Origin of the sequence: Enterobacter sp. CM29 (assembly GCF_013179605.1) — a bacterium.
Classification (GTDB): domain Bacteria; phylum Pseudomonadota; class Gammaproteobacteria; order Enterobacterales; family Enterobacteriaceae; genus Enterobacter; species Enterobacter intestinihominis.
Genome location: NZ_JABMCU010000028.1, coordinates 1 through 22,210 on the forward strand (window position 1 = coordinate 1; position 22,210 = coordinate 22,210).

The 22,210-nt window shown below is 56.4% G+C and carries 19 protein-coding genes and 1 other annotated feature; of the genes, 12 read left to right on the forward strand and 7 right to left on the reverse strand.

The window, feature by feature from the left end:
* The coding region (gene acrA, locus HP459_RS05805; RefSeq protein ID WP_171936013.1) for a multidrug efflux RND transporter periplasmic adaptor subunit AcrA at positions 1 to 1,042 on the reverse strand (1,042 nt) is incomplete at its 3' end.
* Positions 1,043 to 1,183: 141 nt separating this feature from the next.
* On the opposite strand from acrA, the gene acrR reads away from it, so the two are divergent.
* Both acrR and mscK read left to right on the forward strand, forming a co-directional pair.
* Positions 1,184 to 1,837 (forward strand): multidrug efflux transporter transcriptional repressor AcrR, encoded by a 654-nt coding sequence (gene acrR, locus HP459_RS05810; RefSeq protein ID WP_032624732.1) that lies wholly within the window; start codon positions 1,184 to 1,186, stop codon positions 1,835 to 1,837.
* Positions 1,838 to 1,950: 113 nt separating this feature from the next.
* Positions 1,951 to 5,328, forward strand: coding sequence for a mechanosensitive channel MscK (gene mscK / locus HP459_RS05815; RefSeq protein ID WP_046620519.1), 3,378 nt, complete (start codon positions 1,951 to 1,953; stop codon positions 5,326 to 5,328).
* Positions 5,329 to 5,361: 33 nt separating this feature from the next.
* On the opposite strand, the gene rsmS is transcribed toward mscK, so the two are convergent.
* Together rsmS and priC are read right to left on the reverse strand one after the other, a co-directional pair.
* Complete coding sequence (gene rsmS / locus HP459_RS05820; protein ID WP_038415536.1) at positions 5,362 to 5,550, reverse strand: pleiotropic regulatory protein RsmS; 189 nt, start codon at positions 5,548 to 5,550, stop codon at positions 5,362 to 5,364.
* Positions 5,551 to 5,562: 12 nt separating this feature from the next.
* The gene (gene priC / locus HP459_RS05825) at positions 5,563 to 6,090 is read right to left on the reverse strand and encodes a primosomal replication protein N'' (protein ID WP_022647276.1); all 528 of its coding nucleotides are present in this window, start codon (positions 6,088 to 6,090) and stop codon (positions 5,563 to 5,565) included.
* A 50-nt stretch (positions 6,091 to 6,140) separates the two neighbouring features.
* Here priC and HP459_RS05830 point away from each other — a divergent pair, with 50 nt between their 5' ends.
* The 9 genes from HP459_RS05830 to HP459_RS05870 all read left to right on the forward strand — a co-directional run bounded on the left by HP459_RS05830 (position 6,141) and on the right by HP459_RS05870 (position 15,542).
* On the forward strand, positions 6,141 to 6,518 hold the full coding sequence (locus HP459_RS05830; protein ID WP_001189855.1) for a DUF454 family protein: 378 nt from the start codon (positions 6,141 to 6,143) through the stop codon (positions 6,516 to 6,518).
* Between the two features lie 151 nt (positions 6,519 to 6,669).
* The gene (gene apt / locus HP459_RS05835) at positions 6,670 to 7,221 is read left to right on the forward strand and encodes an adenine phosphoribosyltransferase (RefSeq protein ID WP_000127359.1); all 552 of its coding nucleotides are present in this window, start codon (positions 6,670 to 6,672) and stop codon (positions 7,219 to 7,221) included.
* An 88-nt stretch (positions 7,222 to 7,309) separates the two neighbouring features.
* A complete protein-coding gene (gene dnaX / locus HP459_RS05840) occupies positions 7,310 to 9,238 on the forward strand; it encodes a DNA polymerase III subunit gamma/tau (protein WP_023299467.1) in 1,929 nt (642 codons plus the stop codon).
* Positions 8,568 to 8,632: a sequence feature (DnaX frameshifting element), on the forward strand. It overlaps the preceding gene by 65 nt.
* A gap of 53 nt (positions 9,239 to 9,291) precedes the next feature.
* Positions 9,292 to 9,624: a YbaB/EbfC family nucleoid-associated protein gene (locus HP459_RS05845; protein ID WP_003858972.1), complete on the forward strand. Its 333-nt coding sequence runs from the start codon at positions 9,292 to 9,294 to the stop codon at positions 9,622 to 9,624.
* Entirely contained in the window at positions 9,624 to 10,229 is a 606-nt protein-coding gene (gene recR, locus HP459_RS05850) for a recombination mediator RecR (RefSeq protein WP_006809843.1), read from the forward strand. The genes HP459_RS05845 and recR overlap by 1 nt, the downstream gene beginning before the upstream one ends.
* Before the next feature lie 110 nt (positions 10,230 to 10,339).
* Complete coding sequence (gene htpG / locus HP459_RS05855) at positions 10,340 to 12,214, forward strand: molecular chaperone HtpG (protein WP_015571245.1); 1,875 nt, start codon at positions 10,340 to 10,342, stop codon at positions 12,212 to 12,214.
* Positions 12,215 to 12,443: 229 nt separating this feature from the next.
* Positions 12,444 to 13,088 carry an adenylate kinase gene (gene adk, locus HP459_RS05860; RefSeq protein ID WP_022647279.1) on the forward strand — a complete coding sequence of 215 codons (645 nt, stop codon included), beginning with the start codon at positions 12,444 to 12,446 and terminating at the stop codon, positions 13,086 to 13,088.
* Between the two features lie 124 nt (positions 13,089 to 13,212).
* Positions 13,213 to 14,175 carry a ferrochelatase gene (gene hemH / locus HP459_RS05865; protein WP_017383216.1) on the forward strand — a complete coding sequence of 321 codons (963 nt, stop codon included), beginning with the start codon at positions 13,213 to 13,215 and terminating at the stop codon, positions 14,173 to 14,175.
* Between the two features lie 62 nt (positions 14,176 to 14,237).
* The gene (locus tag HP459_RS05870) at positions 14,238 to 15,542 is read left to right on the forward strand and encodes an inosine/guanosine kinase (RefSeq protein WP_022647280.1); all 1,305 of its coding nucleotides are present in this window, start codon (positions 14,238 to 14,240) and stop codon (positions 15,540 to 15,542) included.
* Between the two features lie 106 nt (positions 15,543 to 15,648).
* Here the strand turns inward: HP459_RS05870 and ybaL are convergent, their stop codons facing one another.
* Entirely contained in the window at positions 15,649 to 17,325 is a 1,677-nt protein-coding gene (ybaL, locus tag HP459_RS05875) for a YbaL family putative K(+) efflux transporter (protein ID WP_022647281.1), read from the reverse strand.
* Positions 17,326 to 17,557: 232 nt separating this feature from the next.
* On the reverse strand, positions 17,558 to 18,778 hold the full coding sequence (locus HP459_RS05880; protein WP_022647282.1) for an MFS transporter: 1,221 nt from the start codon (positions 18,776 to 18,778) through the stop codon (positions 17,558 to 17,560).
* Positions 18,779 to 18,942: 164 nt separating this feature from the next.
* Between HP459_RS05880 and ushA the strand changes: the two genes are divergently transcribed.
* Positions 18,943 to 20,595 carry a bifunctional UDP-sugar hydrolase/5'-nucleotidase UshA gene (gene ushA, locus HP459_RS05885; RefSeq protein ID WP_023305601.1) on the forward strand — a complete coding sequence of 551 codons (1,653 nt, stop codon included), beginning with the start codon at positions 18,943 to 18,945 and terminating at the stop codon, positions 20,593 to 20,595.
* A 121-nt stretch (positions 20,596 to 20,716) separates the two neighbouring features.
* On the opposite strand, the gene ybaK is transcribed toward ushA, so the two are convergent.
* Positions 20,717 to 21,196: a Cys-tRNA(Pro)/Cys-tRNA(Cys) deacylase YbaK gene (gene ybaK, locus HP459_RS05890; protein ID WP_010428207.1), complete on the reverse strand. Its 480-nt coding sequence runs from the start codon at positions 21,194 to 21,196 to the stop codon at positions 20,717 to 20,719.
* A 198-nt stretch (positions 21,197 to 21,394) separates the two neighbouring features.
* Positions 21,395 to 22,189, reverse strand: a complete 795-nt coding sequence (locus tag HP459_RS05895; RefSeq protein WP_022647284.1) for a TraB/GumN family protein — start codon at positions 22,187 to 22,189, stop codon at positions 21,395 to 21,397.
* Between the last annotated feature and the right edge of the window lie 21 nt (positions 22,190 to 22,210).

Sequence of the window (22,210 nt, forward strand, 5' to 3'; positions counted from 1 at the left end):
GCCACTTGTCGCCAATCGCCTGCGTTGCAGTGATATTGCGTGTTTCGACTTTGTTATCGGCACCCACAACCAGCGCGCTCGCATCGCCGCGTGGCGTACGGGTCACACCTTGCTGCGGAACCAGAATGGCGCTTGGGTTAGTCCCTTCTTCAAGACGGGCGCGTACGAACATACCCGGCAGCAGGGTTTTATCCGGATTCGGGAAAATAGCCCGGATGGTGATAGAGCCGGTGGTCTGATCGACGGTCACATCAGAAAATTCCAGTGTGCCTGTCTGTGAGAACTTGATACCGTCGTTGGTAACCAGTTCAACTTTGGCTTTACCGTTTTCCTGTTTCAGTTGTCCGCTGGCAAGCTCCTGTTTGAGACGCAGGAAATCGTTGCTGGACTGTGTAACGTCAACGTAGATCGGGTCAAGCTGCTGCACGGTGGCCAGCGCGTTGGTTTGACCGTTCTGCACCAGCGCACCTTCGGTGACGGCTGATTTACCAATACGACCGCTGATAGGGGAGGTCACTTTGGTGTAGGCGAGGTTAATACGCGCGGTTTCTACCGCCGCTTTCGCCGCCACAACGGCTGCATTGGCTTGCTGTGCATCGGCCAGGGCAGAATCGTAATCCTGTTGGCTGATGTACTGCGTGCCGAGCAGTTTCTTGTAACGATTCAACGTCAGTTGCGAAATTTTGGCTGCCGCTTCTGCTTTCGCCAGATCGCCTTTAGCGCTCTCATAAGACGCCTGATAGGTTGCTGGATCAATCTGATAAAGAGACTCACCTGCTTTCACATCACCGCCTTCGGTGAAGTTACGTTTCAGGATGATACCGCTCACCTGCGGACGTACTTCTGCAATGCGATAGGCGCTGGTGCGGCCCGGTAGTTCTGTTGTCATCTGGAGAGGTTCGGATTTGAGCGTCACGACGCCAACTTCTGGCACCTGCTGAGCTCCTTGTTGAGCCTCTTTGTCGTCACATCCTGTAAGCGCTAAGCTGCCTGAGAGCATCAGAACGACCGCCAGAGGCGTTAACCCTCTGTTTTTGTTCATATGTAAACCTCGAGTGTCCGATTTCAAATTGATCAAGGGTCCTGAGTCTAAAAACCCATTGCTGCGTTTATATTATCGTCATGCTATGGTACATACATTCATAAATGTATGTAAATCTGACTCCTGTAAATTCATCAACGTATGGCACGAAAAACCAAACAACAAGCGCTGGAAACCCGACAACACATTCTGGATGTGGCAATGCGTTTGTTCTCACAGCAGGGTGTTTCGGCAACCTCGCTGGCGCAGATTGCTCAGGCCGCGGGCGTCACGCGGGGAGCGATTTACTGGCATTTTAAAGACAAGTCAGATCTGTTTGGTGAAATCTGGGAGCTTTCAGAGTCCAGCATCAGCGATCTTGAGAGTGAGTATCGGGCAAAATTCCCTCACGATCCACTCTCAGTATTAAGAGAAATATTAGTATATATCCTTGAAGCGACTGTTGTGGAAGAACGCCGACGTCTGATGATGGAAATCATCTTCCATAAATGTGAGTTTGTTGGCGAAATGGCGGTGGTTCAGCAGGCGCAGCGCGACCTGTGTCTGGAAAGCTACGATCGCATCGAGCAAGTTCTTAAGGAATGTATGCAGGCCGACATGCTTCCCGCTACGCTGTTAACGCGCCGGGCGGCGATCCTGATGCGCAGCTATATTTCCGGCCTGATGGAAAACTGGCTTTTCGCCCCGCAGTCGTTCGATCTGAAATCAGAGGCGCGCAGCTACGTCGCGATTTTCCTGGAGATGTGCCAGCTTTGCCCGACCCTCCGCAGCGAGGGAGCGCCGCTTACTGCCTGAATCTTTCCAGGAAATGTCTTAGAGGATTACCTTCCCGCTATTCTGCTTTAGCCGGGCGTGATATTCTTCACGCCCGACTATTTTCGGTCATTTCTCAGATCACATTCACGACTATGCTGCACACCTATCGCTCGACACATTTTGTTCTGGCCGTTTTTTTGATCCTGCTGTTTTTCTTTGCAGCCGCACCGCATTCCTGGGCCCGTGCAGACAACGGCAGTGACGTCCCGACGCGTGCCGAGGTTCAGTCGCAACTCGACACCCTGAATAAACAAAAAGAACTCTCCGCCCAGGAAAAGCTCGTTCAGCAGGACCTGACGGAAACCCTGGATACGCTGGATAAGATCGATCGCATCAAAGCCGAAACGGCCCAGTTGCGGCAGAAGGTCGCTCAGGCGCCGGAGAACATGCGTAAAGCAACGGAGGCCCTGAACGCGCTTAGCGACGTTGATAACGACGATGAAACCCGAAAAACGCTTGCCACGCTTTCGTTGCGCCAGCTCGAGTCGCGCGTGGCGCAGCTGCTGGACGATCTGCAAACGGCGCAGTCCGATCTCTCGACCTATAACAGCCAGCTGGTTTCGCTGCAAACCCAGCCTGAGCGCGTGCAGAACGCCATGTATTCTGCATCGCAACAGCTACAGCAGATACGTAACCGTCTGAATGGCATTACCGTGGGGGAAGGGGCGCTTCGACCGACCCAGCAAACGCTGCTGAACATCCAGCAGACGCTGCTGAACGCGGAGATTGAACAGCAGCGTAAGAGTCTGGAAGGCAACACGGTGTTGCAGGATGCGCTGCAAAAACAGCGTGACTACGTGAACGCGAATATCAACCGGCTCGAGCATCAGCTTCAGCTGTTGCAGGAGGCGGTGAACAGCAAGCGCCTGACGCTGACCGAAAAAACGGCGCAGGAAGCGGTCTCGCCAGACGAAACGGCGCGTATCCAGGCCAATCCGCTGGTGAAGCAGGAGCTGGAAATTAACCATCAGCTGAGCGAGCGCCTGATTCAGGCGACTGAAAGCGGCAGCGCGCTGGTGCAGCAGAATATTAAAGTCAAAAACTGGCTGGATCGCGCTTTGCAGGCTGAGCGCAATGTCAAAGAGCAGATTGCCGTCCTGAAGGGAAGCCTGCTGCTGTCGCGCATTCTTTACCAGCAGCAGCAGACGCTGCCGTCCGCCGACGAGCTGGAAGACATGACCAACCGCATTGCGGATTTGCGTCTTGAACAGTTTGACGTTAACCAGCAGCGCGATGCCCTGTTCCAGAGCGATACGTTTGTTGCCAAAGTGGAAGAAGGCCATTCAAGTGAAGTAAACGGTGAAGTTCACGACGCGCTGTTGCAGGTTGTGGATATGCGCCGCGAACTGCTCGATCAGCTTAATAAGCAGCTGGGCAACCAGCTGATGATGGCGATTAACCTGCAAATCAACCAGCAGCAGCTGGTGAGCGTGTCTAAAAGCCTCCAGGAGATCCTGACCCAGCAGATTTTCTGGGTGAACAGCAACAAACCCATGGACTGGGACTGGTTTAAATCTTTCCCTGAAACGCTGAAATCCCAGATCAAAAGCATGAAAATTACCGTGAACTGGGAGAAAGCCTGGCCTGCGGTAATGATTGCCTTCCTTGCGGGTCTGCCTTTGCTGCTCATCGCCGGAGTAATACGCTGGCGTTTGAAATGGCTGAAGCAGTACCAGGCGAAGCTGGCCTCGGAAGTGGGGCAACTGCGTAACGACAGCCAGCTGCACACCCCGAAAGCGATCCTGATCGATCTGATCCGTGCTCTGCCGGTCTGCCTGCTGATCCTCGCCGTCGGCCTGATCCTGTTGACCATGCAGCTCAATATCAGCGACCTGCTGTGGGCGTTCAGCAAAAAGCTGGCGCTGTTCTGGCTGGTGTTTGGCCTGTGCTGGAAAGTGCTGGAAAAAGACGGCGTCGCGGTCCGACACTTCAACATGCCGGAGAAACTCACCAGCCACTGGCGTCGCCAGATTGTACGTATCAGCCTCGCGCTGTTGCCGCTGCACTTCTGGTCCGTTGTGGCCGAGCTTTCGCCGCTGCATCTGATGGATGACGTGCTGGGACAGCTGGTAATTATGCTGAACCTGCTGCTGATAGCCGTCCTGATGTGGCCGATGTGCCGCGACAGCTGGCGTGATAAAGAGTCCCACAATCTTCGTCTGGTTACCGTAACGGTGCTGGCGATCATTCCGCTGGCGCTGATGGTCCTTACGGCAACGGGTTACTTCTATACCACGCTTCGTCTGTCAGGCCGCTGGATTGAAACCGTGTATCTGGTGATCCTGTGGAACCTGCTGTTCCAGACCGTGCTGCGCGGTTTGAGCGTGGCGGCGCGCCGCATTGCGTATCGTCGCGCTGTTGCCCGTCGACAGCATCAGGTTAAAGAGGGGGCTGAAGGGGCTGAGCCGCAGGAAGAGCCGACCATTGCCCTGGAGCAGGTCAACCAGCAAACGATGCGTATTACCATGCTGGTGATGATTGCGCTGTTTGCGGTGATGTTCTGGGCCATCTGGTCTGATTTAATTACCGTCTTCGCCTACCTCGACAGTATCACCCTCTGGCAATACAACGGTACCGAAGCGGGCGCTGCGGTAATGAAAAGCGTCACCATGGGCAGCCTGCTCTTTGCGCTGGTGTCGTCGGTGGTGGCCTGGGCGTTGATCCGCAACCTGCCTGGTCTGCTGGAAGTGCTGGTGCTCTCAAGGCTGAACCTGCGTCAGGGGGCGTCGTATGCCATTACCACCATCCTGAACTACGTCATTATTATTGTCGGGGCGATGACGGTATTCGGCTCGCTGGGCGTCTCGTGGGATAAACTCCAGTGGCTGGCGGCGGCGCTGTCGGTAGGTCTGGGCTTCGGCTTGCAGGAGATCTTCGGTAACTTTGTTTCTGGCCTGATAATCCTGTTCGAACGTCCGGTGCGTATCGGCGATACCGTCACCATCGGCACCTTCTCCGGGACCGTCAGCAAGATCCGTATTCGTGCGACCACCATCACTGACTTCGATCGTAAAGAGGTGATCATCCCGAACAAAGCCTTCGTGACCGAGCGACTGATCAACTGGTCGCTTTCGGATACTACGACGCGCGTGGTGGTCCGACTCGGGGTGGCCTATGGTTCAGATCTGGATAAAGTGAAAGAGGTCCTGCTGGAAGCCGCGAAATCACATCCTAAAGTGATGCACGATCCTGCGCCTGACGTGTTCTTCACCACCTTCGGGCCAAGCACGCTGGATCATGAGCTGCGCCTGTACGTACGCGAACTACGCGATCGCAGCTACACCGTCGATGAGCTGAACCGCACCATTGACCGTCTGTGCCGTGAAAACAACATTAATATCGCCTTCAATCAGCTTGAGGTTCACCTGCGCAATGAGAAAGGTGACGAACATACGGAAGTGAAGCGCGAGATTAAGGGTGACGAAAACTCCGCCCCTCACCCTGCCCTCTCCCCAGAGGGGAGAGGGTAAAAAGCGAATCAGGGCAGATCTTTCAAACCGCACCTAACGGTCCCCTCTCCCTCCAGGGAGAGGGCTAGGGTGAGGGCAACCGGCCTTCACCTTTCCCTCAAAATCCCGCCGCACAATCTCCAGCGCTTTCAGCACCGTCTCCGCCGGGATCTCGTGATTCTCCAGCAGCATAATTAAATCGACGGCCAGCTTGACCTCGTCGGGGGCATTTTCCAGTGACATTAGTGGCTCCTGTTAACGGGTCAGGCGTTCAATGACGCGTTCAATCTCATCCAGCGCCTGACGGCAGCGGACGATGCGGCCTTCCAGCGCGCTGATTTCACGCATTAATAACTGCTGCTCTTGCAGCGTTTCGCTGGTGGTCAGGCGGGCTTCGCGCTCACACTTCATCTCAAACAGACGCCGCTCAAACTCCTGGTTCTCCAGCCGCTTGCGCTGCCATTTTCCGAGCCCAGGCGAGGCGCTGTCCCACGCCCGTAGCGGCCAGGCGGCGATTTCGCGGTGCAGGGCGGTGATCTGCTCAGTAAGATGCTCCGCAAGCCACACCACCTGTTCCTGCTGTTCACTCTCAACCGCGTGGCGAAGCTCGTCGAGGTTGGTCTGCATCTCAGCAAGGTAATCCTGAATGACGGTACTGCGGGTGCGGAAGAGCTGCCGGTCAAAGCGCGGTTTCAGCGTAGCATGTCCCATCAGCGGTGTGGCCTGCGCCCGCAGCGCGATCAGCTGATTTTGCAGCCTCTCAAGAAGCAGTGCTGTTTTCAATGCGCTCTCCAGTGGTAAAGTAGCCGTTCAGTTTGATAACGATTCGCATTATGCAGCGTACTATTTTAATCATCATTGGCTGGCTCGCGGTAGTGCTGGGTACGCTGGGCATCGTATTGCCCTTGCTGCCGACCACCCCGTTCATCCTGTTGGCCGCCTGGTGCTTCGCCCGCTCGTCGCCGCGTTTTCACCACTGGCTACTGTACCGTTCGTGGTTTGGTGGCTACCTGCGGCACTGGCAAAAACACCGGGCCATGCCGCCCGGGGCCAAGCCGCGCGCCATTGCCTTCATCCTGATCACCTTCGCCGTCTCGTTATGGCTGGTGAAAATGATGTGGGTGCGCATTCTGCTGCTGGCGATCCTGGCCTGCCTGCTGATCTTCATGTGGCGGATCCCCGTGGTTGATGAAAAGCAACAAAAGCACTGAAGCCTCATCATGGCGGTTGCAATTATGGCGCACAGCCAGTAAATTCGACCGTTTTCGAGCACAGGTGCGCCTGGTCAAAGGTTAAACAACTGTTACTTTGACCGACTCGTCGCGCGCCGTGAGTAACACTGTTTCATTTAGGCACAAACCGATGACCGCAACTGCACAGCAGCTTGAATATCTAAAAAATAGCATCAAAAGTATCCAGGATTATCCAAAGCCTGGCATTCTTTTCCGTGATGTCACCAGCTTGCTGGAAGACCCGAAAGCGTACGCCCTCAGCATTGAACTGCTGGTTGAGCGTTATAAAAACGCCGGGATCACCAAAGTAGTAGGTACCGAAGCCCGTGGCTTCCTGTTCGGCGCACCGGTTGCGCTGGCGATGGGCGTGGGTTTTGTGCCGGTGCGTAAGCCGCGCAAACTGCCGCGTGAAACCATTGCTGAGAGCTATGAGCTGGAATACGGCACCGATCAGCTGGAAATTCACGTTGATGCCATCAAGCCAGGCGACAAAGTGCTGGTGGTGGACGATCTGCTGGCAACCGGCGGCACCATCGAAGCGACCGTGAAGCTGATCCGTCGTCTGGGCGGGGAAGTGACCGACGCGGCCTTCATCATCAACCTGTTCGATCTCGGCGGCGAGCAGCGCCTGGAAAAACAGGGTATTACCAGCTACAGCCTGGTGCCTTTCCCGGGACATTAATCCCGTATCTCACAACCTCGCTCAATGGGTGAGGTTGTGATAGCATTCCCCTCCATTAATTCACCTTCCAGCGTTGCAGAGCCTGCCCATGAGTTATCAGGTGTTAGCCCGTAAATGGCGACCACAAACCTTTGCTGACGTTGTCGGTCAGGAACATGTGCTGACGGCCCTGGCGAACGGCTTGTCGCTAGGTCGCATCCATCACGCCTATCTTTTCTCCGGCACCCGTGGCGTCGGTAAAACCTCTATTGCCCGTCTGCTGGCAAAAGGTCTGAACTGCGAAACCGGGATCACCGCCACCCCGTGCGGCGTATGTGACAACTGCCGGGAGATCGAGCAGGGGCGTTTTGTCGATCTGATCGAGATCGACGCCGCCTCGCGCACCAAGGTGGAAGATACCCGCGATCTGCTCGACAACGTGCAGTACGCCCCGGCGCGCGGCCGCTTCAAGGTCTATCTGATCGATGAAGTACACATGCTTTCGCGCCACAGCTTCAACGCCCTGCTGAAAACGCTGGAAGAGCCGCCTGCGCATGTCAAATTCCTGCTGGCGACCACCGATCCGCAAAAGCTGCCGGTCACGATCCTGTCGCGCTGCCTGCAATTCCATCTGAAGGCGCTGGACGTTGAGCAGATCCGCGCTCAGCTTGAACACATTCTTGATGAAGAGAAGATCGTTCACGAGCCGCGCGCCCTGCAGCTGCTGGCCCGCGCGGCGGACGGCAGCCTGCGTGATGCGCTGAGCCTGACTGACCAGGCAATTGCCAGCGGTGACGGTAAGCTTTCCACTGACGCGGTCAGCACCATGCTCGGCACGCTGGATGACGATCAGGCGCTGTCGCTTATCGAAGCGATGATCGCCGCCAACGGTGAGCGGGTAATGACCCTCGTCAACGATGCCGCCGCCCGTGGCATTGAATGGGAAGCGCTGCTGGTCGAGATGCTCAGCCTGCTGCATCGCGTGGCGATGCTGCAATTGTCTCCGTCGGCCATTGGCGCGGACATGGCGACCATTGAACAGCGGATGCGTGAACTTGCGCGCACCGTGCCGCCGGCTGACGTGCAGCTTTATTATCAAACCCTGCTGATTGGCCGCAAAGAGCTGCCGTTTGCACCGGATCGCCGGATGGGCGTTGAAATGACGCTGCTGCGCGCGCTGGCCTTCCATCCGCGCAAGCCATTGCCGGAGCCGGAAACGCCCCGGCAGTCCTTTGCGCCGGTTGCGCCGACCGCGGTAATGTCACCGCAGCAGGTGCCACCGCAACCGGCATCGCCGCCGCCGCAGAACGTGCCGCTGTCGGATGCCACCAGTTCGGTGCTTGCCGCACGAAGCCAGTTGCAACGTGCGCAGGGAGCAACCAAACCAAAAAAGAGTGAACCGGCAGCGCCTGCAAGAGCGCGGCCGGTGAACAACGCCGCGCTTGAACGACTGGCCTCGGTAACGGAGCGCGTGCAGTCGCGTCCGGCACCGTCCGCGCTCGAGCAAAAAGCCCCGGCGAAAGAAGAGGCATACCGCTGGAAGGCGACTACCGTTGTTGAAACGGTCAAGGAAGTGGTCGCCACGCCAAAAGCGCTGAAAAAGGCGCTTGAGCATGAAAAAACGCCGGAGCTGTCCGCGAAGCTCGCGGAAGAGTCCATCGAGCGCGACGCCTGGGCCGCTGAGGTCAGCAAACTTCAGCTGCCGAAGCTGGTGGAGCAGGTCGCGCTGAATGCCTGGAAAGAGCAGGAAGGCAATCAGGTGCGTCTGCATCTGCGTCCGGGCCAGCGACATCTGAATTCCCCTGGTGCGCAAAAGGCGCTGGCCGAGGCGCTTACCGCCTTACAGGGTGTGCCGGTTGAATTGACTATCATTGAAGATGATAATCCGGCGGTGAAAACGCCGCTTGAGTGGCGACAGGCGATTTATGAAGAGAAGCTCGCGCAGGCGCGCGAGTCGATTATCGCGGATAACAACATCCAGACCCTGCGCCGGTTCTTCGACGCCGATCTGGATGAAGAGAGTATTCGCCCCCTTTGATCGTGAGTCTGACTTACGGTTGTAATCCTTAACGTGAAAGAAGAGAGAAGCCTATGTTTGGTGGAAAAGGCGGTCTGGGTGGCCTGATGAAGCAGGCTCAGCAGATGCAGGAAAAAATGCAGAAGATGCAGGAAGAGATCGCTCAGCTGGAAGTCACGGGTGAATCGGGTGCCGGTCTGGTCAAGGTGACCATCAACGGTGCGCACAACTGCCGTCGCGTTGAAATCGACCCGAGCCTGCTCGAAGACGACAAAGAGATGCTGGAAGATCTGGTTGCAGCCGCGTTTAACGATGCCGCTCGCCGTATCGACGAAACCCAGAAAGAGAAAATGGCCTCTGTTTCCAGCGGTATGCAATTGCCGCCGGGCTTTAAGATGCCATTCTGATGCAAACCAGTCCGCTGCTCACGCAGTTAATGGAAGCACTGCGCTGCCTGCCGGGCGTTGGCCCGAAGTCGGCGCAGCGTATGGCGTTTACGCTATTGCAGCGCGACCGCAGCGGCGGGATGCGCCTGGCGCAGGCTCTGACCCGCGCCATGTCAGAAATTGGTCACTGTGCGGATTGCCGGACCTTTACCGAGCAGGACGTCTGTAACATCTGCACGAACCCGCGTCGTCAGGAAAACGGTCAGATTTGCGTGGTGGAGAGTCCGGCGGACATCTACGCCATCGAACAAACCGGGCAGTTTTCCGGCCGCTATTTCGTGCTGATGGGGCATCTCTCCCCGCTGGACGGCATCGGCCCGGATGATATCGGTCTCGATCGTCTTGAACAGCGTCTTGAGTCCGAGACGATCAAAGAGGTGATCCTCGCCACCAACCCGACGGTGGAAGGGGAGGCAACCGCCAACTACATCGCCGAGCTGTGCGCGCAGTACGGCGTTGACGCCAGCCGCATCGCCCACGGCGTGCCGGTCGGCGGTGAGCTGGAGATGGTCGACGGCACCACGCTGTCGCACTCGCTGGCCGGACGACACAAGATTATTTTCTGACCAAACGGAGGCTGCGTGCGCGGCCTCCGCTTGAAAATTCCCCCCCTTATCCCCATCTCTCACTCAACGTTTTACAACCCCATTAAATGGCATTGTTGAGGTCGACTTAGATGAAAGGACAAGAAACCCGTGGTTTCCAGTCAGAAGTAAAACAGCTTCTGCACCTGATGATCCATTCCCTGTATTCCAACAAAGAAATCTTCCTGCGTGAGCTGATTTCCAACGCCTCCGATGCGGCGGACAAGCTGCGCTTCCGCGCGCTGTCCAACCCGGATCTGTACGAAGGCGACGGCGAACTGCGCGTGCGCGTCTCTTTTAATAAAGAGAACCGCACCCTGACGATTGCCGATAATGGCATCGGGATGAACCGCGACGAGGTGATCGACCATCTCGGCACCATCGCTAAATCCGGCACCAAAGCGTTCCTCGAGTCCATGGGCTCTGACCAGGCGAAAGACAGCCAGCTGATCGGTCAGTTCGGCGTAGGCTTCTACTCGGCATTCATCGTGGCGGATAAAGTCACCGTGCGCACCCGCGCCGCGGGCGACAGCGCCGAAAACGGCGTGCTGTGGGAATCCAAAGGGGAAGGCGAATACACCGTTGATGATATCACCAAAGCGGATCGCGGCACCGAAATCACTCTGCACCTGCGCGAAGGCGAAGACGATTTCCTGAACGACTGGCGCGTACGCTCCATCATCAGCAAATATTCTGACCACATCGCGCTGCCGGTTGAGATTGAAAAACAGGAAGAGAAAGACGGCGAAACCGTGGTTTCCTGGGAGAAAATCAACAAGGCGCAGGCGCTGTGGACACGCAACAAAGCTGAAATTAAAGACGACGAGTACAACGAGTTTTACAAGCACATCGCCCACGACTTTACCGACCCGCTGACCTGGAGCCACAACCGTGTGGAAGGGAAGCAGGAGTACACCAGCCTGCTGTACATTCCGGCGCAGGCGCCGTGGGACATGTGGAACCGCGATCACAAGCACGGCCTGAAGCTGTACGTGCAGCGCGTCTTCATCATGGACGACGCCGAGCAGTTCATGCCGAACTACCTGCGCTTTGTGCGTGGCCTGATAGATTCCAACGATCTGCCGCTGAACGTCTCCCGTGAAATTCTCCAGGACAGCACCGTCACCCGTAACCTGCGTAACGCCCTGACCAAGCGAGCGTTGCAGATGCTGGAAAAACTGGCGAAAGACGATGCGGAAAAATACCAGACCTTCTGGAAACAGTTCGGCCTGGTGCTGAAAGAAGGCCCGGCGGAAGACACCGCGAACGTGGAAGCTATCGCTAAACTGCTGCGCTTCGCCTCTACGCACAACGACTCCTCCGCCCAGACCGTGTCGCTGGAAGAGTACGTCTCCCGCATGAAAGAAGGGCAGGAGAAGATCTACTACATCACCGCCGACAGCTATGCGGCAGCGAAGAGCAGCCCGCATCTGGAGCTGCTGCGTAAGAAAGGCATCGAAGTGCTGCTGCTGTCTGACCGCATCGACGAGTGGATGATGAACTACCTGACCGAGTTCGACGGTAAATCCTTCCAGTCCGTTGCTAAAGCCGACGAGTCTATCGATAAGCTGGCGGATGAAGTGGACGACAGCGCGAAGGAAGCCGAGAAGGCGCTGGAGCCGTTCGTTGAGCGCGTGAAAACCCTGCTGGGCGATCGCGTGAAAGAGGTGCGCTTCACGCACCGTCTGACCGATACGCCAGCCATTGTCACCACCGATGCGGACGAAATGAGCACCCAGATGGCGAAACTGTTCGCGGCGGCGGGCCAGGCCGTGCCGGAAGTGAAATATATCTTTGAGCTTAATCCGGATCATCCGCTGGTGAAACGCGCGGCGGATACCCAGGACGACGCCCGCTTTGCGGAGTGGGTTGAACTGCTGCTGGATCAGTCCCTGCTGGCCGAGCGCGGCACCCTGGAAGATCCTAACCTGTTCATTAAACGTGTGAATGCGCTGCTGCTGGCGTAATACAAAACCTACCCCTCACCCTGGCCCTCTCCCCAAAGGGGAGAGGGTATAATCGTCCCCTCTCCCCTTTGGGGAGAGGGTTAGGGTGAGGGGGCATTCTCGCACTAACCCAAATAATCTCCCCCCGTTAACCGTTTCAGCCTCCCCGCCTTCCTTGAGCGATACCCGTTCTGGTGGTATTGTTTAGCGCTTTTGAAAAATTGAATCGACATTTGAGGGGATTTTCGCAATGCGTATTATTCTGCTTGGCGCTCCGGGCGCGGGTAAGGGAACTCAGGCTCAGTTCATCATGGAGAAATACGGTATTCCGCAAATCTCTACTGGTGACATGCTGCGTGCCGCTGTTAAATCTGGCTCCGAGCTGGGCAAACAAGCTAAAGACATCATGGACGCAGGCAAGCTGGTGACCGACGAACTGGTTATCGCGCTGGTAAAAGAGCGCATTGCTCAGGAAGACTGCCGCAATGGTTTCCTGCTGGACGGCTTCCCGCGCACCATTCCTCAGGCTGACGCCATGAAAGAAGCGGGCATCAACGTGGATTACGTGCTGGAGTTCGATGTACCGGACGAACTGATCGTTGACCGTATCGTTGGCCGTCGCGTGCACGCTGCCTCTGGCCGCGTTTACCACATCAAATTCAACCCGCCTAAGGTTGAAGGCAAAGACGACGTGACCGGCGAAGAGCTGACCACCCGTAAAGACGATCAGGAAGAAACCGTGCGTAAACGCCTGGTGGAATACCATCAGATGACCGCACCGCTGATCGGCTACTACTCCAAAGAGGCGCAGGCGGGTAACACCAAATACGCGAAAGTTGACGGCACCAAAGCCGTGGCTGACGTACGTGCAGAGCTGGAAAAAATCCTCGGCTAAGCGCACCTCTCTCACCCGGAGCCCCGGGTGAGAAAAATTCTCATCTTACCTATTACAGCAATGGGTTTCGTTTAAACGCATTTCCGCTACAATTGACAGCCTATCAAATGGTTAAGAGGCGTGAATGAGTCAGGCGAAAACCGGCATCCTGCTTGCCAATCTGGGCACCCCAGAAGCACCTACTCCAGCGGCGGTAAAACGCTACCTGCGACAATTTTTAAGCGACACGCGCGTCGTGGATACCCCAAGACTGCTGTGGTGGCCACTGCTGCGTGGTGTCATTCTGCCGATTCGTTCTCCGCGTGTAGCAAAGCTCTATCAGTCCGTGTGGATGGAAGAAGGCTCGCCGCTGATGGTCTACAGCCGTCGTCAGGAGAAGGCGCTGGCCGCCCGTCTGCCGGACATGCCCGTTGCGCTCGGTATGAGCTACGGTAAGCCATCCCTGGAAAGCGCCGTCGACTCTCTGCTGGCGCAGGGCGTTGAACACATTGTGGTGCTGGCCCTTTATCCGCAGTATTCGTGCTCCACGGTGGCTGCCGTCTGGGACGAACTGGCACGCATTCTGGCGACCCGCCGCCGTATACCGGGCATCACCTTTATCCGCGACTACGCCGATAACGAGCTGTACATTCAAGCGCTTGCCAGCAGCGCGCGCGCGTCGTTTGAAAAACACGGCGAGCCGGATCTGCTGCTGCTCTCCTATCACGGTATTCCGCAGCGTTTCGCGAACGAAGGGGACGATTACCCCCAGCGTTGCCGCGATACCACCCGCGAGCTGGTCTCCGCCCTCGGCCTGCCGCCTGAGAAGGTGATGATGACCTTCCAGTCGCGCTTCGGTCGTGAACCGTGGTTGACCCCGTATACTGATGAAACGCTAAAAATGCTGGGCGAGAAGGGCGTGAAGCACATTCAGGTTATGTCGCCGGGCTTCTCGGCGGATTGTCTGGAAACGCTGGAAGAGATTGCCGTCCAGAACAAAGAGTTCTTCATGGAGGCCGGCGGAACGAAATACGAATACATTCCTGCGCTTAACGACTCCCCTGAACACATCGATATGATGGTGTCACTGGTCACCACCCGCCGCTGATCGCGTTACGGGCCGGGTTTGTGCTACCATTCCCGGCCCGTATTCTTTGCACAGTTCAGACCATGAAATTTCCCGGTAAACGTAAGTCCAAACACTATTTCCCCGTCGATGCCCGCGATCCGCTGTTACAGCAAATTCAGCAGGAAAGCGAAACCAGCGCTGCCTGGGTGGTCGGTATCGATCAGACGCTGGTGGACATTGAAGCCAAAGTGGATGATGCGTTTGTCGCACGTTACGGTCTGAGCGCCGGGCACTCGCTGGTGATTGAGGATGACGTTGCCGAAGCGCTGTATCAGGAACTGATGCGCGAAAATCTTATCACCCACCAGTTTGCTGGCGGCACCATCGGTAACACCATGCACAACTACTCCGTTCTGGCAGACGACCGCTCGGTACTGCTTGGCGTGATGTGCAGCAATATCGAAATCGGTGGCTACGCCTACCGCTACCTGTGCAATACCTCCAGCCGCACCGATCTGAACTATTTGCAGGGCGTTGACGGGCCGATTGGTCGTTGCTTTACGCTGATAAGCGATTCCGGCGAGCGTACCTTTGCCATCAGCCCCGGCCATATGAACAAGCTGCGCGCTGAAAGTATCCCGGAAGAGGTGATCGCGGGCGCGTCTGCGCTGGTGTTGACGTCTTATCTGGTGCGCTGCAAGCCGGGCGAACCAATGCCGGACGCAACCATGAAGGCAATTGAGTATGCGAAGAAATACAACGTGCCTGTGGTTCTGACGCTGGGCACCAAATTCGTCATTGCCGACAACCCGGAGTGGTGGCAGGCCTTCCTGAAAGAACACGTCTCGATTCTGGCGATGAATGAAGAAGAAGCCGAAGCGCTGACCGGCGAAAGCGATCCGCTGCTGGCGTCTGATAAGGCGCTGGACTGGGTGGATCTGGTGCTCTGCACCGCCGGGCCGGTCGGGCTGTATATGGCGGGCTTCACGGAAGAAGAGAGCAAGCGGAAAACCCAGCACCCGCTGCTGCCGGGCGCTATCGCCGAATTTAACCAGTACGAGTTCAGCCGCGCCATGCGTCATAAAGACTGCATCAACCCGCTGCGTATCTTCTCCCACATTGCACCGTATATGGGGGGCCCCGAGAAGATCATGAACACCAACGGCGCGGGCGACGGCGCGCTGGCCGCGCTGCTGCACGACATCACCGCTAACGCCTACCACAAAACCAATGTGCCGAATTCCAGCAAACACACCTTCAACTGGCTGACCTATTCCTCGCTGGCGCAGGTGTGCAAGTACGCGAACCGCGTGAGTTATCAGGTGCTGAACCAGCATTCACCGCGCTTAACGCGTGGGCTGCCGGAACGGGAAGACAGCCTCGAAGAGGCGTATTGGGACAGGTAAAAGAAGACCCCTCACCCTGGCCCTCTCCCCAAAGGGGAGAGGGAACTTGAACACCCTCTCCCCTTTGGGGAGAGGGCTGGGGTGAGGGGACCAGGCCGCACAAAATTTACCCCGTCACCGCCTCTTCAACCGGCGGCTTCGTCAGCATTGTCAGCATCGTATTCGCAATCTCACGCTCACCCATCACCACCTGATTCGCGCCGCGCTCGGTAATGTACTCCACTTCGTCATCATAATGGGCGCGGGCTATGATTTCGATATGCGGGCATTTTTCACGGGCTGTGGCGACAATCTCGCCAGCCTCGTAACCGTTCGGGATAGTGAGCAGCAGCCAGCGAGCGCAGTCCAGATGCGCCAGATTCATAATCTCTTCGTTAGCCGCGTTGCCCAGCACCGCGCGGATGCCGCGCTCGCGAAGCTCGTCGACGCGAGTGCGTGACGTTTCAATCACTACAAGTGGAATGCCCTGAGCCATCAGTTTTTCACCCAGCAGGCTGCCGACGCGGCCAAAACCGACCAGCAGCGCGTGGTTGCAGATATCCACCGGGATCTGTTTCTCTTCTTCTGTCGCCTCTTCCAGCGTCAGCTCTTCGAGGGTTTCGGTCTTCTCGAGATATTTCTCCAGCAGGGCAAACAATACCGGGTTCAACATGATGGAGAGGATCGCCCCCGCCAGCACCAGATTTTGCCCAGCCTGTGGCAGCAGATTCAGGGCCATTCCCAGACCAGCCAGAATAAAGGCGAACTCGCCAATCTGCGCCAGGCTGGCGGCGATGGTCAGCGCCGTGCGCGGCGAGTGACCGAACATCCGCACCAGGAAGAAGGCGGCAACGGACTTACCAAAGATGATGATTGCCAGCGTACCCAGCACGGCCAGCGGCTGCTGGATGAGGATCATCGGGTCGAACAGCATCCCGACGGAGACAAAGAACAGCACCGCGAACGCATCACGTAGTGGCAGAGTATCGTGCGCGGCACGGTGGCTCAGCTCGGACTCGTTCAGCACCATCCCGGCGAAGAACGCGCCCAGCGCAAAGGAGACGTCAAACAGCTCGACAGCGCCAAAGGCAATGCCCAGCGCCAGGGCAAGGACCGAAAGCGTGAACAGTTCACGCGAGCCGGTGGCGGCGCTGCGGGACATGATCCACGGCACCAGACGGCGGCCCACCAGCATCATGATGGCAATAAACGCCACAACCTTACCGATGGTAATGCTCATATCCAGCGCCAGCGAAGCGAAGCCGATATTCTCTTTCTCCATCATCCCGGCGACGGCGGGCAGCAGTACCAGCGTCAACACCATCACCAGATCTTCAACTATCAGCCAGCCAATCGCGATTTGCCCGCGCTGGCTGTCTATCAGCTGCCTCTCTTCAAGCGCGCGCAGCAGCACCACGGTACTGGCGGTTGAAAGACACAGCCCAAATACGATACCGGTCATGATTGACCAGCCCAGCACCGCCGAAAGCGCCATGCCCAGCAGCGTCGCCACCCCTATCTGGGCGATCGCTCCCGGTATGGCGATCGACTTTACCGCCATCAGATCCTTCAGGGAAAAATGCAGTCCGACGCCAAACATCAGCAGGATAACGCCCAGTTCCGCCAGCTCCGGTGCAAGTTTGGTATCTGCGACAAAACCCGGCGTAAAGGGTCCTGCCAGCACGCCCGCTAACAAATAGCCTACCAGGGGCGAAATACGCAGTTTGTTGGCAATCATGCCGAGGATAAAAGCGAGCACAAGTCCACCAACAATGGTGGTGATAAGCGGTGTGGCGTGGTGCATTCCGTCTCCTTTCGCGATGGGTGATCCATTTTTGGTGCAAATACCAAAAAGCCGATTAATAGTTTATGACAATTTTTACGCTTATGTTTATGAATAATTGTTGAAATCACAATAAAAAGGCAATAAGCACGAAAAAAGGCAGATTTTGATAAATTTGCTGAGGGGAGGGAGAGGAAAGCCTTATGGCATCAGGTTATCCGGCTGCCAAAGTTTAACTTTGGCAGCCGTGTAGTTACGCTTTATGACGGTTGTCAGGCAGGAATATGGTCAACATCCCCAGAAGTGGCAGGAAAGCGCAGATTTTATAGACCAGGAAGATGCTGGTGTGGTCTGCAACCATCCCTAACACGGCGGCGCCAAGGCCGCCCATGCCAAAGGCAAAACCGAAAAAGAGACCGGAAACCATACCGATACGTCCCGGCAGCAGCTCCTGCGCATAGACCAGAATGGCTGAAAACGCCGACGCGAGAATAAAACCTATAATCACTGTCAATATTCCGGTCCATTCCAGCGTTGCGTACGGTAAAACAAGCGTAAACGGCGCAACGCCGAGGATAGAGCCCCAAATCACATATTTACGTCCGATTTTATCTCCCACAGGGCCGCCAATCACCGTGCCTGCCGCCACCGCAAACAGGAAGGCAAAGAGATGGAACTGGGCGTTTTGTACCGATAATCCGAATTTTTGCATCAGATAGAAGGTGTAATAGCTGCTAATGCTCGCCATATAGAAATATTTCGAGAAAATCAGCACCAGCAGCACGCTGACGGCAAGGATCACCTTATTGCGCGGAAGGGGATTGGTTATCTTCGCGACAGGTTTTCCCTTATTTACGCGATGCTGCGCGGCATACCAGCGGCTGATTTGCGCCAGGACGACAATCGCCAGCAGCGCGGCCAGCACAAACCACGCCACGTTGCCTTTGCCGTAAGGCGCGATAATTACCGCCGCCAGCAGAGGACCGAGGGAGCTACCAAAGTTCCCCCCCACCTGGAACAGAGACTGCGCCAGCCCGTGGCGTCCGCCGGAGGCCATACGCGCCACGCGGGACGATTCCGGATGGAACACCGATGAACCGGTTCCTACCAGCGCCGCGGCAACCAGTACCGCCTCAAAGCTGCCCGCCATGGCCAGCAGCACCAGCCCGCTCAGGGTGAAGCACATCCCAATGGGCAGCGACCATGGCATCGGGTATTTGTCCGTCCAGTAGCCCACCACCGGCTGTAGCAGCGAAGAGGCCAGCTGGAAGGTCAGGGTAATCATCCCGATCTGCACGAAGGTTAATGAGAACTCAGACTGCAACAGCGGGTAGATCGCCAGAATCAGCGACTGGATCATGTCGTTGAGCAGATGAGAGAGACTGATTGCGCCTAATACTTTGAAGGAAGTGCGCGATTTCGGCGGCGACGCCGGAACGCCCTGAACAGGCTGGGTTGATTCACTGATTGCCATAAATACCACGTCAATTTGTAATTAGAGATGCAGGGAGTAATTATTATCCGACTAACATACTCGTCCGTGACATTTGAAGAAAGTCGCAATTCTGAAAACTTATTTGTCTATTCTTGTGAGTCACTGTAATTTTTGCGTTTGTCTATGGGTCAGGGAGAGAGAAGATGAAGTTAATAAAGCGTGGCGTCGCGCTGGCGCTCATCGCCGCATGGGGGCTGACAAGCCTGCCCGCGCAGGCGTATGAAAAAGATAAAACCTATAAAATTACCATTCTGCATACTAACGATCATCACGGCCATTTCTGGCGCAGCGAATACGGTGAATATGGCCTGGCGGCGCAAAAAACGCTGGTGGACGGCATTCGTAAAGAGGTCTCGGCTCAGGGCGGCAGCGTGCTGTTGCTGTCGGGCGGGGATATTAATACCGGCGTACCGGAATCTGATTTGCAGGATGCCGAGCCTGATTTCCGCGGCATGAATTTAATTGGTTACGACGCGATGGCGGTCGGAAACCACGAGTTTGATAACCCGCTGAGCGTATTGCGCCAGCAGGAAAAGTGGTCCAAATTTCCGTTCCTTTCCGCCAATATTTATCAGAAAAGCACCGGCGAGCGCCTGTTTAAACCGTGGGCGCTGTTTAAGCGTCAGGATCTGAAGATCGCGGTCATCGGCTTAACCACCGACGATACGGCCAAAATTGGCAACCCTGAATTTTTCACCGACATCGAATTCCGTAAACCGGCGGACGAAGCGAAGCTGGTGATCCAGGAGTTGCAGCAGAATGAAAAACCGGATGTGATTATCGCTACCACCCACATGGGGCATTACGACAACGGTCAGCACGGCTCTAACGCGCCGGGCGACGTGGAGATGGCGCGCAGCCTTCCTGCGGGCTCGCTGGCGATGATTGTGGGCGGTCATTCGCAGGATCCGGTCTGCATGGCTTCTGAGAATAAAAAGCAGGTAGATTATGTGCCCGGCACGCCGTGCGCGCCGGATCGTCAGAACGGGATCTGGATTGTACAGGCCCACGAGTGGGGTAAATACGTAGGCCGTGCGGATTTCGAATTCCGTAACGGCGAGATGAAGCTGGTGCACTATCAGCTCATCCCGGTCAACCTGAAGAAGAAAGTAACCTACCCGGACGGCAAAAGCGAGCGGGTACTCTACACGCCAGAGATCGCTGAAAACCAGCAGATGCTCTCCCTGCTGACGCCGTTCCAGAGCAAAGGGAAAGCGCAGCTGGACGTGAAGATTGGCACGCTTAACGGACGACTGGAAGGGGACCGCAGCAAAGTCCGCTTCGTACAAACCAACATGGGGCGTCTGGTGCTGGCCGCGCAGATGGCGCGCACGAATGCGGATTTCGGCGTGATGAGCGGCGGCGGTATTCGTGATTCCATTGAAGGCGGAAACATCACCTATAAAGACGTGCTCAAAGTGCAGCCGTTTGGCAACGTGGTGGTGTATGCGGACATGAGCGGGAAAGAGGTGATTGACTACCTGACCGCCGTGGCGCAGATGAAGCCGGACTCCGGAGCGTATCCGCAGTTTGCTAACGTCAGCTTCGTCGCCAAGGACGGTAAGCTCAACGATCTCAAAATCAAAGGCGAACCTGTTGATCCGGCGAAAACCTACCGCCTGGCAACGTTAAGCTTTAACGCCACCGGCGGCGACGGCTATCCGCATATCGATAACAAACCGGGCTATGTAAATACCGGGTTTATTGATGCGGAAGTGTTAAAGCAGTTTATCCAGCAAAATTCACCGATTGACGTGAACGCGTATGAGCCGAAGGGCGAGGTGAGCTGGCAGTAGTGTTGTGCGGCCTGATGCCCTCACCCCAACCCTCTCCCACCGGGAGAGGGCGCGAACACAAAAAAACGGTAACGCCTGTTACCGTTTTGCTTTTACCTCGCAGCGCCACCGGGCAATTTTCTCAATCCCTGCGCGCAATATCCGCAAATTTCGCGTCCAGCATTTTCGCCAGATCGCCTGCGGCCAGTTCGATATCCAGCCCGCGTTTGCCGCCAGAAATATAGATCGTCTCAAATTCCTGCGAAGGCGCATCGATCAGGGTCGGCAGACGCTTTTTCTGGCCGAGCGGGCTGATCCCGCCGACCAGATAACCCGTAGTGCGTTGCGCAACCATCGGGTCTGCCATATCGACCTTTTTCGCTCCCAGCGCTTTGGCCACTTTCTTCAGATCAAGCTGTCCGGCGACGGGCGTCACTGCCACGGCGAGGTGCTTCATATCGCCATTCACCGCGACCAGCAGCGTTTTGTATACCTGGTCCGCGTTCAGCCCCAGCTTGCGCACCACTTCATCACCAAAGTTGGTTTCGTTCGGATCGTGATCGTAGGTGTGGATCCGGAAAGAAATTTTGTTTTTTTCGAGTAATTTAACGGCGGGAGTCATGGCTATCCTTCTTACGACAGACGGTTCATGCCAGCAGCATACGCCTGACGTTTGTCTAAAAAATAGCACCATCTTGCGCAATAGTATTGGCAGTGATGGTTACTTTGAGCGACAATCGGCGTAGCCGAAGGTCACTTCGGTATAATAAAAACGATGAAATTCCTCTTTGACGGGCCAATAGAAATATTGGCCATTTTTTTATTTCAGCAGCGACGGCAAATTCCCTTCTCCGTACAAATGCAACGCGCCAACCGCGACAACATAACGACCGGCAGGCAGGGCATACAGCGTCTCCCGCCACGCCTGGTTGCGCGCGTTCATCAGCACATCATACAACGATTCACTGAACGTCGACGGTAACGCCAGCTTACCGTCTGCGGGCGGCGCATCCAGCCACCAGCCAATCATCGTTTGCAGCAGACGCGCGTTGGTGTGCCAGTGGGTCAGGGTATCATCCAGTAGCATCTTGCCGTCATCAGGAAGCTGGCGAAGAAGCGCAATCTGGCTGTCCGTGCCTTCCAGTTCAATGACGGACAGGTTGCACGCCTTTGCCGCATTCAGCAGTTGATAATCGATACCGTAATCGCCGCGCAGCCCCAGGCGCTGCGCCTGGGTTGCCTGTAGCACCATGGCAATTTGCCACAGGGGCAGGGTGTCGAGCATTGAGAGCGAGACGCCGGACTCATCCGCAAGACGGGTAAGCTCAGCCAGCTGCGTCTCGTTAAGACGTTCAGCCAGGGGGCGGTCGCTTTCCAGCCCGGCAAACGGCGATTCATGGCCGGAGATGTCGGCTTCGACGATCAGCGCGTCGGCGCGCTTCAGTAGTTTAATCAGGCCGGAGGGCAGGGGGGACATATCCTGCGTGCCCATATGAATGCTTCCCACCAGGTGCAGTTGCTGCCCACCCGGAAGCGAAATATCCATACCGGGCCAGGCATAACGGCGGGGAAAAAGGGCGCGAAACGATGTTTTTATACGATTAAACAGACCCATACGCGCTCCATGACCGGAAAG